General features: G+C 51.1%; 16 protein-coding genes. 4 read left to right on the top strand and 12 right to left on the bottom strand.

What is annotated here, in order from left to right; all coding sequences use genetic code 11:
* Positions 1 to 78 precede the first annotated feature (78 nt).
* The gene (locus M3090_RS10640) at positions 79 to 948 is read left to right on the top strand and encodes a DUF1080 domain-containing protein (protein WP_249056061.1); all 870 of its coding nucleotides are present in this window, start codon (positions 79 to 81) and stop codon (positions 946 to 948) included.
* A gap of 190 nt (positions 949 to 1,138) precedes the next feature.
* Entirely contained in the window at positions 1,139 to 2,038 is a 900-nt protein-coding gene (locus M3090_RS10635) for a sugar phosphate isomerase/epimerase family protein (protein ID WP_410553235.1), read from the top strand.
* A 93-nt stretch (positions 2,039 to 2,131) separates the two neighbouring features.
* Here the strand turns inward: M3090_RS10635 and M3090_RS10630 are convergent, their stop codons facing one another.
* The 4 genes from M3090_RS10630 to M3090_RS10615 form a co-directional block, all read right to left on the bottom strand.
* Positions 2,132 to 2,602 carry an HU family DNA-binding protein gene (locus M3090_RS10630; RefSeq protein ID WP_249056059.1) on the bottom strand — a complete coding sequence of 157 codons (471 nt, stop codon included), beginning with the start codon at positions 2,600 to 2,602 and terminating at the stop codon, positions 2,132 to 2,134.
* 518 nt (positions 2,603 to 3,120) lie between these two features.
* Positions 3,121 to 3,633 carry a 2-C-methyl-D-erythritol 2,4-cyclodiphosphate synthase gene (ispF, locus tag M3090_RS10625; RefSeq protein WP_249056056.1) on the bottom strand — a complete coding sequence of 171 codons (513 nt, stop codon included), beginning with the start codon at positions 3,631 to 3,633 and terminating at the stop codon, positions 3,121 to 3,123.
* A gap of 18 nt (positions 3,634 to 3,651) precedes the next feature.
* Positions 3,652 to 4,269, bottom strand: coding sequence for a fumarylacetoacetate hydrolase family protein (locus M3090_RS10620; RefSeq protein WP_249056054.1), 618 nt, complete (start codon positions 4,267 to 4,269; stop codon positions 3,652 to 3,654).
* Positions 4,266 to 4,925, bottom strand: coding sequence for a redox-sensing transcriptional repressor Rex (locus tag M3090_RS10615; RefSeq protein WP_249056050.1), 660 nt, complete (start codon positions 4,923 to 4,925; stop codon positions 4,266 to 4,268). The genes M3090_RS10620 and M3090_RS10615 overlap by 4 nt, the downstream gene beginning before the upstream one ends.
* Positions 4,926 to 5,092: 167 nt before the next feature.
* On the opposite strand from M3090_RS10615, the gene M3090_RS10610 reads away from it, so the two are divergent.
* The gene (locus M3090_RS10610; protein WP_249056048.1) at positions 5,093 to 5,452 is read left to right on the top strand and encodes a translation initiation factor; all 360 of its coding nucleotides are present in this window, start codon (positions 5,093 to 5,095) and stop codon (positions 5,450 to 5,452) included.
* A 121-nt stretch (positions 5,453 to 5,573) separates the two neighbouring features.
* Here M3090_RS10610 and tsf read toward each other — a convergent pair whose 3' ends face one another.
* The 4 genes from tsf to rplM all read right to left on the bottom strand — a co-directional run bounded on the left by tsf (position 5,574) and on the right by rplM (position 8,598).
* Entirely contained in the window at positions 5,574 to 6,566 is a 993-nt protein-coding gene (tsf, locus tag M3090_RS10605) for a translation elongation factor Ts (protein ID WP_249056046.1), read from the bottom strand.
* A 142-nt stretch (positions 6,567 to 6,708) separates the two neighbouring features.
* Entirely contained in the window at positions 6,709 to 7,548 is an 840-nt protein-coding gene (gene rpsB, locus M3090_RS10600; protein WP_249056043.1) for a 30S ribosomal protein S2, read from the bottom strand.
* 195 nt (positions 7,549 to 7,743) lie between these two features.
* Positions 7,744 to 8,130: a 30S ribosomal protein S9 gene (rpsI, locus tag M3090_RS10595; RefSeq protein WP_249056041.1), complete on the bottom strand. Its 387-nt coding sequence runs from the start codon at positions 8,128 to 8,130 to the stop codon at positions 7,744 to 7,746.
* Positions 8,131 to 8,136: 6 nt separating this feature from the next.
* Positions 8,137 to 8,598, bottom strand: coding sequence for a 50S ribosomal protein L13 (gene rplM, locus M3090_RS10590; RefSeq protein WP_249056039.1), 462 nt, complete (start codon positions 8,596 to 8,598; stop codon positions 8,137 to 8,139).
* A gap of 694 nt (positions 8,599 to 9,292) precedes the next feature.
* On the opposite strand from rplM, the gene M3090_RS10585 reads away from it, so the two are divergent.
* Positions 9,293 to 10,264 carry a hypothetical protein gene (locus M3090_RS10585; RefSeq protein ID WP_249056037.1) on the top strand — a complete coding sequence of 324 codons (972 nt, stop codon included), beginning with the start codon at positions 9,293 to 9,295 and terminating at the stop codon, positions 10,262 to 10,264.
* A gap of 61 nt (positions 10,265 to 10,325) precedes the next feature.
* Here M3090_RS10585 and asnS read toward each other — a convergent pair whose 3' ends face one another.
* The 4 genes from asnS to M3090_RS10565 all read right to left on the bottom strand — a co-directional run bounded on the left by asnS (position 10,326) and on the right by M3090_RS10565 (position 15,707).
* Positions 10,326 to 11,729, bottom strand: coding sequence for an asparagine--tRNA ligase (gene asnS, locus M3090_RS10580; protein WP_249056035.1), 1,404 nt, complete (start codon positions 11,727 to 11,729; stop codon positions 10,326 to 10,328).
* A 24-nt stretch (positions 11,730 to 11,753) separates the two neighbouring features.
* A complete protein-coding gene (locus M3090_RS10575) occupies positions 11,754 to 13,166 on the bottom strand; it encodes a pseudouridine synthase (protein WP_249056033.1) in 1,413 nt (470 codons plus the stop codon).
* Positions 13,167 to 13,253: 87 nt separating this feature from the next.
* A complete protein-coding gene (purB, locus tag M3090_RS10570) occupies positions 13,254 to 14,600 on the bottom strand; it encodes an adenylosuccinate lyase (RefSeq protein ID WP_249056031.1) in 1,347 nt (448 codons plus the stop codon).
* 120 nt (positions 14,601 to 14,720) lie between these two features.
* The gene (locus M3090_RS10565; RefSeq protein WP_249056029.1) at positions 14,721 to 15,707 is read right to left on the bottom strand and encodes a DUF5106 domain-containing protein; all 987 of its coding nucleotides are present in this window, start codon (positions 15,705 to 15,707) and stop codon (positions 14,721 to 14,723) included.
* Between the last annotated feature and the right edge of the window lie 478 nt (positions 15,708 to 16,185).

Here is a 16,185-nt window from a genome sequence, read left to right as displayed (position 1 = left end):
GGCGAAATACAGACAATGTTTCGCCGAGACAAAACATACAGCAGACAACCAAATTTATACATAACAAAAATCAATCGTATGAAACAAGTTCTTTATTCATTAGGATGCGCTGCACTGGCCTTCTCATTGGCAGCATGCGGCGGTAAAAAAGCACAAAACACGGAAGCAGAAGCGCAAACGAAAGCTCCCGCAGCACCGGAATATGCCTTAATGGACAAACCTCAGGCCAATCTGGACGAGTTCCAGAAAGACGCTGACGGCTACATCACCATCTTCGACGGCAAGACCATGAAGGGATGGCGTGGTTATGGACGCGACACCGTGCCCGGACGCTGGGTAGTAGAAGACGGCTGCATCAAGTTCAACGGCAGCGGCGGTGGCGAGGCTCAGGCCGGCGACGGTGGCGACCTGATTTTCTCACACAAGTTTAAGAACTTCGAACTGGAACTGGAATGGAAGATTTCCAAAGGCGGTAACTCGGGTATCCTCTACCTGGCACAAGAAGTAACGACGAAGGACAAAGACGGCAACACAGTAGTAGAACCTATCTACATCTCGGCTCCCGAATACCAGGTGTTGGACAATGCGAATCACCCGGATGCCAAGCTGGGCAAGGACAACAACCGCCAGTCGGCTTCGCTGTATGACATGATTCCCGCTGTTCCGCAGAACGCAAAACCTTTCGGCGAATGGAACAAGGCTAAAATCATGGTGTACAAAGGCACTGTGGTACACGGACAAAATGACCAAAACGTATTGGAATATCACTTGTGGACTCCGAAATGGACAGAGATGCTGCAGGCCAGCAAGTTCAGCGAGACGGCATGGCCGCTGGCTTTCGAACTGCTGAACAACTGCGGCGGCGAGAACCACGAGGGTTACATCGGCCTGCAAGACCATGGCGACGATGTATGGTATCGTAATATCCGTGTGAAGATTCTGGACTAATAGAAAGAGACAAGTTAACGAGTGGACGAGTTGACAAGGAGACGAGTTGACGAGGAAACGAGTTAACAGAAAGACAAAGTGTGGGGGCAAGCGGACAAGATAGGCAGTTAGCTTGTCCCCACGTTCTTTCAGTCCGATAGGTTATCATTTATTGACAAACAACTTAATAAACAGACAGAAGACTATGAAGATAAAACAAATGATGATAATGGCCGCCGCAGCATGCATGGGCATGGTGCAGACGGCATGTACGACGCAGGCGGCTGCCACCGATGCGCCGAAGGAGAAGAAGGAGATATGCGTACAGCTTTACTCAGTACGCGACTTGTTGTCGCAACCCGACAGTTTGGAGCCGGTAGTGAAACAACTGGCTGCCATGGGCTACACGAGCGTGGAGGCTGCCAACTATGGCGACGGGAAGTTGTACGGACGGACGCCGGAAGAGTTCAAGGCGTTGATAGAGAAATATGGCATGGAGGTGCTGTCGTCGCACGTGGGACGCACGCTGAGCGACGAGGAGCTGGCCAGCGGCAACTGCGAAGAGTCGCTGAAATGGTGGGACCAGACCATTGCCGCCCACAAAGCCGCAGGCATGAAATACATTGTCATGCCGTGGATGGACGTGCCCAAGACGCTGAAAGACATGCAGACGTATTGCGATTATTTCAACGAGATAGGCCGCCGCTGCCAGGCTGCGGGGATGAAGTTCGGCTATCACAACCATGCGCACGAATTCCAGAAGATAGAGGACAAGGAAGTGATGTACGACTACATGTTGCAACACACCGACCCGTCGCTGGTATTCTTCGAGATGGACGTCTATTGGGTGGTGCGCGGACAGGCTGCCCCGGTGGAATATTTCAAGAAGTATCCCGGCCGCTTCCGCCTGCTGCACATCAAGGATGAGATGGAAATCGGGCAGAGCGGCATGGTGGGCTTCGACGCCATCTTCCGCAACGCGCAGACGGCCGGCGTGGAGGGCATCGTGGTGGAAGTGGAACGCTATTCGATGCCTGTCATCGAGAGCGTCGAGCAGAGTTTGGACTACTTGCTGGAAGCTCCGTTCGTACCGGCGTCGTACGGCAAGTGACACGCAGCCGGAGGCTGGAACGAAAAGAGAGGAGGATATGCCCCCCGCGGTGGGGATTAGCATATCCTCCTCTCCTTGTTCATGCGGCTATGGTCAGCCGAAGGTGCCTTGGCCGCTGTCGTCGCCGTCCTCGCCGCCGGTGCCGGGGGTGGTGGAACCGGTCGCCTCGCCGCCCCACTCTTCCCATTTCAGTTTGTCGGGCACTAAGGCTCGCGTGGCCGTATGGTCGGACGCACGCGAATATTCCGGCAAGAAACGCACGCGCACGCCTACGATCTGGTTGGCATTCACCTCCTCGGGGGTATCGACACCCTGGCCGGCGGCTGTCAGCGTATAGTAGAACGTGCCAACGCCATCCAACTTGACCGAGCGGCCATTGCTCATGTAGATGCTCATGGCCCGAGCCAGGTTCTTCAGGACGTTGTACGTATCGCCTACGCTGGCCGACGAGAAATCGGCGAGCAACTGGGCAATCTCGTCAGTCGTCACAGGATCGCCCACGGTAACGGATTGTGGATACCACTTTCCGTTAATTTTTTTCTTCTTTTTCTTATAGTAGGGCATAGTTATAAGTTTAGCCGTCTCCTGACACCTTACAGAAGGGGGTGGGGAATCGTTCCGTACCATTCCGGGAATCGTTCCGTACCATTCCCAGAAGGATTACGTAGTATTCCGGTCAATAGAAGGATTTTCTCCCCGAATCTTCCGAATTTGTCAGAAAAAAAGAACAAGAAGTTACCGGGTTCACCGCCATTCCGGCTTGGCATGACCATGGGACGATTGTCCGAAGGTCACGAGGCAAATATAGGCAATCGACCGGAGAAATCCAAATCTCCGAGCCACATATTTCCGGAAAAATCGCACCGCCCGGAGGCAAGGGGCCGAAACGGAAAGAGGGAGACCCTGCGGCCTCCCTCCCATCGTTCATAAACACACACGTCACGCCCGGGCAGGCGCAGCGCTTTTCGTCTTCATCAGCCAGTGCCGCTTGAGCTACTCGCGCACGGACAGGTCGTAGAGCTTCAGACATGCTACGCCTGCGGCTTCAACGACGTGGCCTACTTCTGCCGCACCTTCCGCCGCTACAAAGGCTTCCCGCCCTCACAAGCCAAGGCCGCCCGCTCTACCAACACCACGGCATAAGCCGCGATGCCCTCCTCGCGCCCCGTAAAGCCCAGCCGCTCCGTCGTAGTAGCCTTGATAGAAACATCCTCCTCATCCACCCCCATCACGGCAGCCAGCACCTGCTTCATACGCGGAATATGCGGATTCAACTTCGGACGTTCGGCACAGACCGTCACATCCACATTGCCCACGGCATACCCCTTCGAAGCCAGCAGAGCCACCGTCTTCCGCAGCAACACCTTGCTATCAATGTTCTCATACTCCCCGGCCGTATCCGGAAAGTGATAACCGATGTCACGCATGTTCGCCGCCCCCAACAGGGCATCGCAAACAGCATGAATCAGGACATCCGCATCCGAATGTCCCAACAAGCCCCTGTCATGCTCCAGACGGATGCCACCCAACCACAGTTCACGCCCCTCCACCAAACGATGGACATCATACCCGAATCCCACGCGAATCTTTGCCATAAAGCCCTTATAACATTATTATCTTACATAAAAGTCCAAAACATTCTCCACGCCCAAATAGCCTTGCAAACGTTGCCCCACAGCCACAGGGCCTACACCCGCAGGCGTCCCGGTGAAAATCAAGTCGCCCATCTTCAGTGTCATAAATCGGCTGACGTAAGCGATGATGTCATCCACACGGAACAACATGTCGCCCGTCCATCCCTGCTGCACCGTCTGGCCGTCTATGTCCAGATGGAAGTCCAACCGCTGCACATCTCCTCCCAACTGCTCCAACGGCAGGAAACGGCCGATAACGGCCGAATTGTCAAACCCCTTCGACAACTCCCAAGGCAATCCCCCGGCACGAAAACGGTTCTGCCAATCACGCGCAGTGAAATCAATACCCACCGTCACAGCATCATAATACCGACGGGCAAAACGCGGAGCTATACACTTGCCCAGACGGCAAACATGCACCACCACCTCCGCTTCATATTGCACATCAGAAGAAAAATCAGGTAAAAAAAACGGTTTCCCGTCTTTCAGCAACGCAGAATCCGGTTTCAAGAAGATGACCGGCTCCGTATCATTCCCGGCATGTCCCAGCTCCACATTATGCCGGGCATAATTCATGCCTACCGCTATTATTTTCATTCCTTATCACCAATAAGATTCAACCGATTAAACATCAATGCCAAATGGGCATAAAGAGAAGTATTCTGTACCACAATATGCTCGGGCACACGGATACGGAAAGGAGTAAAATTCCATACCGCCCGTATGCCTCCTTGCACCATCATGTCTGTCACCTCCTGAGCAATCTCGATAGGTACAGTCAGCACACCAATGCGCACGTCATACTCCTTCATCTTCCGCTCAAACTCAGAGGTATGAAAAACCGGGATGCCTCCTGGCGCTGTCCCTATCCGTTGAGGATTGACGTCGAAAGCCGCCACTATCTCCAACCCGAAATGTTGCAATCCGGAATCGCACAACAACGCTCCGCCCAAGCTACCGGCCCCGAACAAGAAAGCTTTGTGCATCTGGCTAAACCCCAGGAAGTCCTCCAGCACAGCAATCAATGAATCCACTTCATACCCCACCCGTGTACGGCCTACAATGTGCACATACGACAAATCTTTTGCCACCTGAGAAGCATCAATGTTTATTTCTGCCGCTATCCGTGTAGACGAGACAAAGCGCTCCCCTTTCTTTCTCAACAGCTTGGCATTGGAAAGATACCACGGTAATCGACGTAACGTCGGTTCGGGAACATGAAGAGTAGCTTTTTTAAGCGAGAGGCAGTTCATGGTCTTTTTCCTTTAATATATAGTATATGGTAGAGCAAAGGTACACTTTTTTTCCTACTCTGGCAAAAATATGCTATTTTTGGAGCGTGATAGCGTAAGCTCTCCCCCAATGAACTGCCGGGGGAGCATAAATGCTATGAAGAATAACCAACTACTCCCTTACCGATATGAGAAAAGACAACAAGAATAACGATTGGAAAGAACGGCTTAACATCGTATACTCTACCAACCCGAACTTCCACTATGAAACAGAAACAGAACAGGAAGAAAGCACCCTCCCCCCTTCCCAGCAACGTCTACGCGTCAGCCTGGACCGCAAGAACCGCGGCGGGAAAGTGGTGACCCTTGTCACCGGCTTTGTAGGTACTGACGATGACCTGAAAGAATTAGGCAAAATGTTGAAAAGCAAATGTGGCGTAGGGGGATCAGCCAAAGACGGAGAAATTATCGTGCAAGGCGACTTCAAACAAAAAGTAGCCGAACTGCTTTTGAAAGCCGGATACACTCAGACGAAAACTGCCGGATAAGAAAAAATCAGGCCAATCGACACCCCAAACTCCGCAATCAGGCCAATCCATATCAAAAAGAGAGGAGGATATATCCAACGGACACACCCTCCTCTTATCTCATATAGTCCTGAAAGAACTATTATTCAGCACGCAACGTAAAGCGTTTGAAATCCAATACCGTCAGCTCCTTGTCTTGCGACTTCAGATAGTCGGCAATGGTCATCTTGGCGTCCTGAATATACTCTTGGTTCAACAGACAGTTCTCTTTATAGAACTTAGCCATACGCCCCTTGGCAATGTTCTCAATCATCTGAGCAGGCAAGTTTGCAGCTTTTTCTGCAGCAACTTTCTCTTTCAAGTCACGGATTTCCTGAGCTTGAGCTTCCGTGATATTGCCCTTCATGATGCCTTCGTTCAGGTGCTCTTCGTTTTCAGCAATGTAGAGGTTGAAACCAGCCTTCTTCAAAGCAGCCTCTACAGCTTTCTGAATCTGTTCAGCCTTTGTCTTTTCAACAGCCACTTGCATCTCGTTATTCTTCACATCTTCGGGAACACCAGCTTCGTTCACTGCAATCGGGTTCATGGCAGCAATCTGCATGGCTACTTCATGGCCTACTTTCTCGTCAACCACTTTGTTCAGAACTACCATCGTGCAAAGGAAGTTCTTGTTCTGGTGGTTATAAGTAGAGATAGAAGGACCTTCTACCGTCTGGTATCCATCCAGTTCCATCTTTTCACCCGTGATGCCGCTACGGTCAGTTACAGCCTCAGCCACAGTCATATCGCCCAGTTTCAGAGCCTTTACTTCATCCAAAGTCTTGCACTTGTTGGCAACAGCAGCATCCAAGATATCCTGAGCCAGTTTCACGAAATCGGCATTCTGAGCCACGAAGTCTGTTTCACACTTCAAGGCAATCATAGCGCCAAAGCCATCTACGGCTTTCACCAGCACGCAACCTTCGGCAGCGTCACGGTCCGAACGTTTTGCGGCAACAGCCTGTCCTTTCTCACGGATAATCTTTATAGCTTGGTCGAAATCGCCTTCAGCCTGTGTCAAGGCGTTTTTACAATCCATCATACCAGCGCCCGTCATTTTGCGGAGCTTGGTTATATCAGCCATTGTTACAGCCATAATCTTTTTTCTTTTTATATGGGTTAATAAAAATAAGAAGTAGTCAGCAGCAAGAAGAAGCAGTAAGGAGAATTTTCACGCGCATGGTGCACGATTTTTCCACCGGCTACTGACCTCTGACTGCTAACTACTTCCGTATGTTTTAAGCTTCTTCTTCCTCCTTAATGAAAGCAGCAGCCTTGGAAGCGTTGATAGCTTCTTCGTCCGACTTGTCGAGGCGGGCTTTGGCAACACGTTTCTTGCCTTTGTTGACAACTGCTCCTTCGCCGGCAGCTTCCATGTCCACTTTTTCAGCCTTGCGTTCTTCCAGGCCTTCTTGCATGGCAGCGCAGCAAGCATCAAGGATAACCTCTACCGACTTGGTTGCATCATCATTGGCGGGGATTACAAAATCCACGTTAGTCGGGTCAGAGTTCGTATCAACAATGCCGAATACGGGGATGCCCAGACGATTGGCCTCGCGCACGGCAATGTTTTCTTTCATTACGTCCACTACGAACAAAGCAGAGGGCAGACGAGTCAGGTCGGCGATGGAACCGAGGTTCTTTTCCAACTTGGCACGCTGACGGGAGATCTGCAGGATTTCACGTTTGGAGAGGTTGGCATACGTACCGTCGTTCGACAGTTTGTCGATAGTAGCCATCTTTTTCACTGCCTTACGGATAGTAGGGAAGTTTGTCAACATACCGCCCGGCCAACGCTCGATTACATAAGGCATATTCACAGAGGCAGCTTTGTCGGCCACCACTTGCTTGGCTTGTTTTTTAGTAGCAACAAACAGGATTTTCTTTCCTGATTTAGCGATTTGTTTCAAAGCTTCAGCAGCTTCGTCTATTTTGGCAACGGTTTTGTTGAGGTCGATAATGTGGATACCATTGCGCTCCATGAAAATATAGGGAGCCATTGCAGGGTTCCATTTACGCTTCAGATGGCCGAAGTGGCAACCTGCTTCCAACAGTGTATCAAAATTTGTTCTTGACATAGTCTTTGTTTCTTTAATTCGTTTACTTTCTTTTTTGTTTTTCTTCTAAACCAACCGCCGGGTAGCCTTCTGAGAAAGAGTCCCGGTAGTTTAGATACTAAACGCTGTTCAGTTGTCGGAGTTATCAGTTGACTTGCCAACAAGGAAAACCTCGTTAACTTGTTAACCTGTCCACTTGTTAACTTGAGTAACTGATTAACGCTTACTGAACTGGAATCTGCGACGTGCTTTGGGACGACCCGGTTTCTTACGTTCAACGGCACGGGGGTCGCGCGTCATGAAGCCTTCGGCACGCAGGGCAGCCTTGTCCTCGGGATTGATTTTTACCAAGGCACGGGCAATGGCAAGGCGAAGAGCCTGAGACTGTCCGGTGAAGCCACCGCCACAAAGGTTGACTTTAATATCATATTTCTCGGCAACGCCCAGCTTGTTCAACGGTTGTTTTACCACATACTGGAGGATGCTTGAGGGAAAGTATTCTGCGAGATCCCGTTTGTTTATCGTAATCTTGCCTGTTCCTTCGCTTACGAAAACGCGTGCAATAGCACTTTTACGTCTGCCTAATGCATTTACTACTTCCATTATCTCTTATTTAAGTGCGTTAATATCAATCATTTTGGGGCTTTGAGCTTCATGTTTGTGCTCACTGCCTGCATATACATACAGATTGCCCAGCAGCTTGGCGCCCAGCTTGTTCTTGGGCAGCATGCCTTTTACTACTTTTCTCAGCAGCTTGTCTTCGCCGTTGGGTTTTGCCATCAGGCGGGCGGGAGTCATTTCACGCTGACCGCCGGGGTAGCCCGTGTAAGACAGGTAGACTTTGTCCGTCCACTTGTTTCCAGTCATTTTCACCTTATCGGCATTGATAATGATGACATTATCGCCGCAATCTACGTGAGGGGTAAAATTGGGTTTGTACTTCCCTCTCAGCAGTTTCGCAACTTTCGCGCCCAGACGGCCCAGCACTTGGTCCGTAGCGTCAACGACGACCCATTCTTTGGTCACCGTAGTTTTGTTGGCAGAAATGGTCTTGTAACTTAAAGTATCCACTCTTGAAATGTTTTTAAAATTGTTACTACTAATTCGCTTTTCACAGCAGGCAATGGGTTGGACACACTCCATTAACTTACTATGAATTAATCGCTTAACCTTTTTTGATAATAATCGGCTTGCAAAGGTACGGATTTTCCGGCAAACAGCAAATGTTTTGCGTATTTTTTTGAGTGACAGTCTGTATGCAGCGAGCGGACACGAACAGTCGGTCGCGAAAGCGGCGGGGACGAACAGGAAGAAGCCACGTCCATCCGATTTAGGAAGTGTATTTCCATAATAACAACATGATAGACCCGCGGACAAAGACAGCCGATTTTCGCATCAGAAACAAAGTCTTAAAAAGGAAAGCGACGCCGGAGTACGAAACGGCCATGCCTTGTCCGAACAAGAGGCGCGGCTCGTTCGAGCACCGGCCGGGCTTCTGACGCACACCAAGCAAAAGGGCAACGAAAAAGAGCAACGAAAGGGGTGAAAACCGAAAAAGAGGCGGATGCACTTGTAAGAAAAACAGAGCTCATTTTTTCAAACATTTCATTTCTTATAATAAGAATTTATAGTTAACTTTGCCGCTCATAAGACCACAAGACAATTTCATGTGAGACACGCCCTTACTACCTACGGGCCAGCTTCTGTGCCTCCTCATCCATCACACCGGCAGAGGAAGCAGCCGGGAACGAAAAACTATATCAAAATGAAGAAAAATGCTATTTTATGGATGTTTGGCGCCCTGTTCGGCGTCATGACTGGTTTGTGTGCCTGCAGCGACGACGACGAAGGCGGCAATGGCGGCGTGGACAACGGAGCGTTGGTAAGTGACCAAGTGCCCGACACGCCCGGATGGTCCGGCTCGACCGACAACGGCGTCTGCACCTACACGCCGCAAGGTGTTGACTATCAAGACTACCCCGGTTACTACGCCTTCGACTTCAAAGACGGTGTGTGTCAGGAAGCTGTGTACGACCTGGTGTGTGAATCGGAAATGGAAGCCCAATACATCAGCAATGTGCTGAACAACGGCACGTTCGAAGACCTGATGGGCGACGAGGAATACAGCCTGGCATCCGCAACGACCGACCAGAAATCATTGCTGGGCCAATCGCTGCGCTACCTTCAGACGCTCCGCAAAGTAATGGCGAAGACCGTGCCCGCCACGCGCGCCGACTTGCTGGGCATCAGTTGCACGCAGAGCGGCAAGGTTATCGTGTTCAAGCTGGATTGCTTCAAGGGAAAAGACGGCGAAACGACGCAATACGTCATGCAAACCTGGGACACCGGACTCAGCCAAGACAACCTGCCCGACGCACCCATATTCGGGACCTACGACGCCTCTACCGGGCGGTACACCAACAACAACATCATGGGCCTGGCCAACAGCCGCTACGAAATCTCCACGCAGTATGACGGCGATGCCCTGACCGACTTCACCACCACGCTGACCCTGCCCAACGCCACCTGGGCCTGGGCTCTGGAGGAGAGCTTCAACGAGCAGGCCGAAGACTACATCGAGATCTTTGGTGAAGCCCCCGAAGTCTCGCGCAACGGCAACCAGGTGACCGTAAAAGCCATCATCGCAGGCCCAGTCACCCGCGAACAGGCCGAAGACCTCATCATCGTACTGGACATAATGATGAACATGCCTATGGGCATCACGCTCTTCAGCTAACCGCCGATACTTAAAATAAAAGCCCGCTCTGAGCGGGCTTTTATTTTATCTGCCAAAAGGCTTAGAAATCAGCATTGCGCGGCGTACGCGGGAAGGGGATGACGTCGCGGATGTTGGCCATGCCGGTGACGAACAGCAGCAGGCGTTCAAAACCCAGACCGAAACCGGCGTGCGGGCAAGTGCCATACTTGCGGGTGTCCAGATACCACCACATGTCTTTCATCGGGATGTGCAACTCCTCGATGCGCGCCATCAGCTTGCCGTAATCCTCTTCACGGACACTGCCGCCGATGATTTCGCCAATCTGCGGGAACAACACGTCGGTGCCCTGCACCGTCTTCCCATCTTCGTTCTGCTTCATGTAGAAAGCCTTGATTTCCTTCGGATAATCGGTCATGATGACCGGTTTGCGGAAGTGCTCCTCCACCAAGTAACGCTCGTGCTCGCTGGCCAGGTCGCAGCCCCAGTAGACGGGGAACTCAAACTTGCGCCCTGCAGCCACCGCCTTTTCCAGAATCTTGATACCTTCCGTATAAGGCAGACGCACGAATTCGGTATTCACCACGCTCTGCAGACGCTCTATCAAGCCCTTGTCCACCATCTTGTTCAAGAACTCCAAGTCATCCTTGCAGTTGTCCAGCGCCCATTGCACGCAATACTTAATGAACTCTTCCTCCAAATCCATCAGCTCCTTCAGGTCGGCAAAAGCCACTTCCGGCTCGACCATCCAGAACTCGGCCAAATGGCGCGGTGTGTTCGAATTTTCAGCACGGAACGTGGGGCCGAAGGTATAGATGGCACCCAGAGCCGTGGCCGCCAATTCGCCTTCCAACTGCCCGGACACCGTCAGACTGGCCTGCTTGCCAAAGAAATCATCGTCATAGATGATGGAACCATTCTCATCCTTCTTCAAATCGTAGAGATTCATCGTTGTCACCTGAAACATCTGGCCGGCACCCTCGCAGTCGGAAGCCGTGATGATAGGCGTGTGGAAATAGAAGAATCCCTTCTCGTGGAAAAACTTATGAATCGCAATGGCCATGTTATGACGGATACGGAACACCGCACCAAACGTATTGGTACGGGGGCGCAAATGGGCCACTTCGCGCAGGAACTCCATAGAGTGCCCCTTCTTTTGCAGCGGGTAGGTATTGTCACATGCCCCCAGCAGCTCTATCTCGCGGGCTTGCAGCTCAACTTTCTGTCCGGAACCGACCGACTCGGTCAGCACACCGTTCACGCTCAGACAGGCACCCGTGGTTATCTCCTTCAGCAGCGTCTCGTCGAAGTTGGCCACATCGACCACAATCTGTACGTTATTGATGGTAGAACCGTCATTCAGCGCAATGAAGCTGACTTGCTTGCTTCCCCGGCGGGTACGCACCCAGCCTTTCACGTTGACCGAAGTCCCGAAATCGTCGCGCTTCAAGAGGTCAACCACCTTTGTTCTACTTATCTTTTCCATCTTCTCTATACATTATTATATTTATCATTCAAAAGACCCCATGCGTAGGAAGTTCACCTCCTGCTCCGTGAGGAAACGCCATTCGCCACGGCGCAGACCCTTCTTGGTCAGACCGGCAAAGTAAACACGGTCCAGCTTCTGCACCTTATAGCCCAAAGACTCGAAGATACGGCGGACAATGCGGTTCTTGCCCGAATGGATTTCGATGCCGACGTCGCTCTTCTTGTTCTCATCGGTGTAGCTGATGGCATCGGCATGGATTTCCCCATCGTCCAGTTGGATACCGGAAGCAATCTGGTCCATGTCCGCCTTGGTCAAGTTTTTGTCCAAATGTACGTGATAGATTTTCTTCTTCAGATACTTCGGATGTGTCAATTTCGAAGCCAAATCACCGTCGTTTGTCAACAGCAGCACACCGGTAGTGTTACGGTCCAAACGTCCCACAGGATAAATGCGCTCAGGACAAGCCCCTTTCACCAGATCCATCACCGTACGGCGGGCCTGCGGGTCATCGGAAGTCGTCACCGTGTCCTTCGGCTTGTTCAGCAGGATGTAGATTTTGCGCTCGATGCTGACAGGCTGGTCGTGGAACTTCACTTCGTCTCCGCGCTTGATTTTGGTTCCCAACTCCGTAATCACTTCCCCGTTGACCGAAACAACACCTGCCGTGATAAATTCATCGGCTTCGCGACGAGAGCAAACACCTGCATTGGCCAAGAACTTGTTCAAGCGAATCGGCTCGTTCGGGTCGACGAACTGTTCCTTATACTCTATCTGCTTCTTTTTGCTGTACTTTGCGTTAGGGTCGTAATCGTTTGTACGACGACGGGGAGCGTTGCCATACGGACGGTTGCCGGCGTTATTGAAGTTATTGAAACGGGGACGTCCCGCATTGTTGCCGAACGGACGCTGAGGACGGTCGCCAGAAGCAGAATTATAGCGCGGACGAAGCGTACGGTCTACGTTGCCGTAAGCGGCACGGTCGTTATTGTACGGGCGCGGACGCTGCTCGCCATTCTCGCCGTTAAACCTCGGGTGGTTCGGACGCTGTTCAGCATTGTAGGGACGTTGCTGCGGGCGGAACGGACGCTGAGGACGGTCATTTCCCCCATTCTCCGGACTGTTATACCGCGGACGATAAGGGCGGTCACTGCTATAAACACGGTCGCCACCATAAGGGCGCTGCGGCCGATCGCCGTTTTCATTGTTCGGGTTAAAACGAGGGCGATAGGGCCGGTCGCTGCTATACGCACGCTGTGGGCGACTGCCACCATTCTCGCTGTTAAAACGCGGACGGTAAGGGCGGGTTCCTCCCTCACGGTTATAAGGCACACGCGAATAGTTATTCTCTTTATTAGACTGGGTTCCCTCACGGTCGGCACCAGAGTTCTCTGCTGATGGAGAAGCATCCTGCCAGTTTTCGTTTTCTGTTGTCATTGTTTTATTCAGATAAAATTAAACCTTTGGCCTCACGGCCTTATGAATTGTAGATTGAGTTTTTTAGAATCAGAATCTTTCAAGCGTTTACATTCCAGTATAATTATGCGGCGTGATAGCCCGCAATTCCTGCTTAATGTCTTCTCCGACATTCAGGCCTTCAATGAACTCCTTAATGGAAGACTCGGTGACTACGTGGTTCGTGCGCGTCAGCTCTTTCAAAGCTTCATAAGGATGCGGATAGCCTTCGCGACGCAAAATGGTCTGGATGGCTTCTGCTACCACACTCCAGCAATTATCCAAGTCACGAGAAATGGCCGGCTCGTTCAGCAACAGTTTGCGAAGCCCTTTCAAGGAGCTCTGTATGGCTATCAGTATATGGCCGAAAGGCACTCCGACATTGCGCAACACGGTAGAGTCTGTCAAATCACGCTGCAAACGCGATACAGGCAGTTTCACGGCGAGGTGGTTCAACAAGGCATTAGCCACTCCGAGGTTTCCTTCAGCGTTTTCGAAGTCAATGGGATTTACCTTGTGGGGCATAGCACTCGAGCCTACTTCGCCGGCTTTGATGCGCTGTTTGAAATATTCCATCGAAATATACTGCCAGAAGTCACGGTTCATGTCTATCATGATAGTGTTGATGCGCTTCAGGGCGTCAAAAACGGCAGCCAGGTTGTCATAGTTGGAAATCTGCGTGGTATATTCTTCACGCTCCAGGCCTAACTTCTCGGAGACGAAACGATTGCCGAAAGCCTTCCAATCATATGCGGGATAGGCTACATGATGGGCATTGTAATTGCCTGTGGCTCCACCGAACTTGGCAGTCAGGGGACAAGCTTTCAGCAAGGTCAACTGCTGTTTCAAGCGGTAGGCGAAGACGTTAATTTCCTTTCCCAAGCGTGTGGGCGATGCGGGCTGTCCATGTGTTTTGGCCAGCATCGGGATATTGGCCCACTCGGCCGCATAGGCTTCCAACTGCGCAATGAGTTCCTCCAACTGCGGATAGTAGGCTTGTTCCAATGCTTCTTTCACCGAGAGGGGCACGGAGGTGTTGTTAATGTCTTGCGAGGTGAGTCCGAAATGGATAAATTCCTTATATGGCTCCATGCCATCCAGTTTGTCGAACTGTTCTTTCAGGAAATATTCGACAGCCTTCACGTCGTGGTTCGTCACGCTTTCAATTTCCTTTATGCAGGCAGCATCTTCCTCCGAGAAGTTCTGATAGATGGCACGAAGGCGTTCGAATACGCCTTTATCTACGTTTTTCAGTTGAGGAAGGGGCAATTCGCACAAAGCGATGAAGTATTCCACTTCTACCCGTACGCGGTATCTGATCAATGCATACTCAGAAAAATAGGCGGCCAAGACATCCGTCTTCCCCCTATATCGTCCGTCAATCGGAGAGATGGCGGTTAAAACATCCAGTTTCATACGTCGTATTTATGATGATAATTATCAGGGCGCAAAATTACGCTTTTTTCCCGACAAACGACTAAAGAATGTCATTAAAATACGCTAAGAACAAAGGCGTTTTCCTATGGAGACGTGGTTTCACCAACCCATTGTTTCGCAGATTTGAGCGAAAGAAGCGTCTTTCAGCAGCACCCGTTTGTCGGCATCCAGCAGATAGAGCGCCGGCATGGCTTTCAGGTCATACAAAGCTTGCGTCTTGATAAGTTCGCGGTCGGTCCCTACCGTCCAGTCAGCAGGTATTTCATCCAGGCGGTCGCGCCACACTCGGAGATTCCCTTCCGTATAAATGGACAGCACCTGGGCCTGCCCGCTGCTGACAGCTTCGGCAAAGAGCGTGTTGCCTTTCATCTCCTGCAACGTGGCATGACAGTTCTCACACTCGGGGTCGTAGAAGAAGAGTATCAGCACCGGGGCTTCCACCTGGGTCGACGACAGAGTCCGCCGTTGCCCATCGGGCAAATAATAGGTGAAATCTTCCGCCGCCTGCCCGGGATTGTTGCGTCCAGTCAGTTTCCGCAAAAATGTCCAACGCTCACGCCGCACGTCTTCGGCTGGGGCATGAGCCAGCAAGGCATCGAGGAAACGTGCATAAAGTTCCTCGTCGCGCATGGGTGACATGGGGTCATACAAATATTTCTCCACCAAGGCAGGCATCTCCTTGCAAGCTTCGGCCGAAAGGACTATTTTCTCGCAAAAGACGCCCAATGCTTCGTCGGCCTCCGCCTTGTCAGGATGAGTCCCGGCCAAAGCCACATAATTCACCAGCCCTTGCTCCGTCACGTCGGCACGATGCAGCAACACCGTATCGGCAAAATCGTAGTTGTCCCAATAATGCAGCAGCAGATAACTTCTGCGCTCCTGCGGTTCGGTCATCGTTTCGGGAATGGCAGGGAAAGGGAAAGCATCTTGTCCGGCAACGTTTTGCGGGGTCGATTCCGCATCTCCAACGGAACGGGACGAAGAAGAGACCGGCTTGCCGCCAGCCTTGCCGGAGCAAAACGTCAACGACACACACAACAGCAGCCCCGCCGCCAACCTTACGCATTTATAGAAATTCTGTTTCATCACGACTGTTCAATAAGCAATGACAAAAATACACAATCCTAAATATCTGAGCAAGAAAGGAAGGCTATTTTGAAGGGAAAAGACATCGGGCCATCGTCCACCTGCTGCCGGGGACAGCAAATAAAAAGCTCCGATTCCCTTGGGAATCAGAGCTTTTCTTAGTGCTTACTTCTTCAGAAGCGGTGCGGACGGTAATCGTACCTGCCGCTTATAATATCTTTTTAATCAGTAACTTATGCGTAACCTAAAATTTAATGGTTACGACTTGGTTACGATTTCATTTTGTCAATTTTCGTAGCTTATGACACCATCGTGTCACCTTTCGATTGCGAGTGCAAAAGTACTACACATTTTTGAAACATGCAAGTTCTTGACAATATTTTTTCAGCCTTTTTTTCAAGTGCAAGGTGCGAGCCTATATATATAAATAGGCTTGCACCTTGCACTGAACTAATTTTGAACCTATTAACCTTACTCC

Origin of the sequence: Bacteroides sp. ET71 (assembly GCF_023336905.1) — a bacterium.
Classification (GTDB): domain Bacteria; phylum Bacteroidota; class Bacteroidia; order Bacteroidales; family Bacteroidaceae; genus Bacteroides.
The sequence above is the reverse complement of the archived record's forward strand: the minus strand, read 5'-3'. Positions and strand labels throughout refer to the sequence as shown.

Bases quoted from the DNA above. Each gene is read 5' to 3' on its own strand.
- M3090_RS10615 (WP_249056050.1), bottom strand. From the start codon at position 4,925: ATGAACTGCCTCTCGCTTAAAAAAGCTACTCTTCATGTTCCCGAACCG.
- M3090_RS10585 (WP_249056037.1), top strand. From the start codon at position 9,293: ATGAAGAAAAATGCTATTTTATGGATGTTTGGCGCCCTGTTCGGCGTC.
- M3090_RS10640 (WP_249056061.1), top strand. From the start codon at position 79: ATGAAACAAGTTCTTTATTCATTAGGATGCGCTGCACTGGCCTTCTCA.
- M3090_RS10565 (WP_249056029.1), bottom strand. From the start codon at position 15,707: ATGAAACAGAATTTCTATAAATGCGTAAGGTTGGCGGCGGGGCTGCTG.
- rpsI (WP_249056041.1), bottom strand. From the start codon at position 8,130: ATGGAAGTAGTAAATGCATTAGGCAGACGTAAAAGTGCTATTGCACGC.
- ispF (WP_249056056.1), bottom strand. From the start codon at position 3,633: ATGGCAAAGATTCGCGTGGGATTCGGGTATGATGTCCATCGTTTGGTG.
- M3090_RS10610 (WP_249056048.1), top strand. From the start codon at position 5,093: ATGAGAAAAGACAACAAGAATAACGATTGGAAAGAACGGCTTAACATC.
- rpsB (WP_249056043.1), bottom strand. From the start codon at position 7,548: ATGTCAAGAACAAATTTTGATACACTGTTGGAAGCAGGTTGCCACTTC.
- asnS (WP_249056035.1), bottom strand. From the start codon at position 11,729: ATGGAAAAGATAAGTAGAACAAAGGTGGTTGACCTCTTGAAGCGCGAC.
- M3090_RS10575 (WP_249056033.1), bottom strand. From the start codon at position 13,166: ATGACAACAGAAAACGAAAACTGGCAGGATGCTTCTCCATCAGCAGAG.
- tsf (WP_249056046.1), bottom strand. From the start codon at position 6,566: ATGGCTGTAACAATGGCTGATATAACCAAGCTCCGCAAAATGACGGGC.
- M3090_RS10620 (WP_249056054.1), bottom strand. From the start codon at position 4,269: ATGAAAATAATAGCGGTAGGCATGAATTATGCCCGGCATAATGTGGAG.
- purB (WP_249056031.1), bottom strand. From the start codon at position 14,600: ATGAAACTGGATGTTTTAACCGCCATCTCTCCGATTGACGGACGATAT.
- M3090_RS10630 (WP_249056059.1), bottom strand. From the start codon at position 2,602: ATGCCCTACTATAAGAAAAAGAAGAAAAAAATTAACGGAAAGTGGTAT.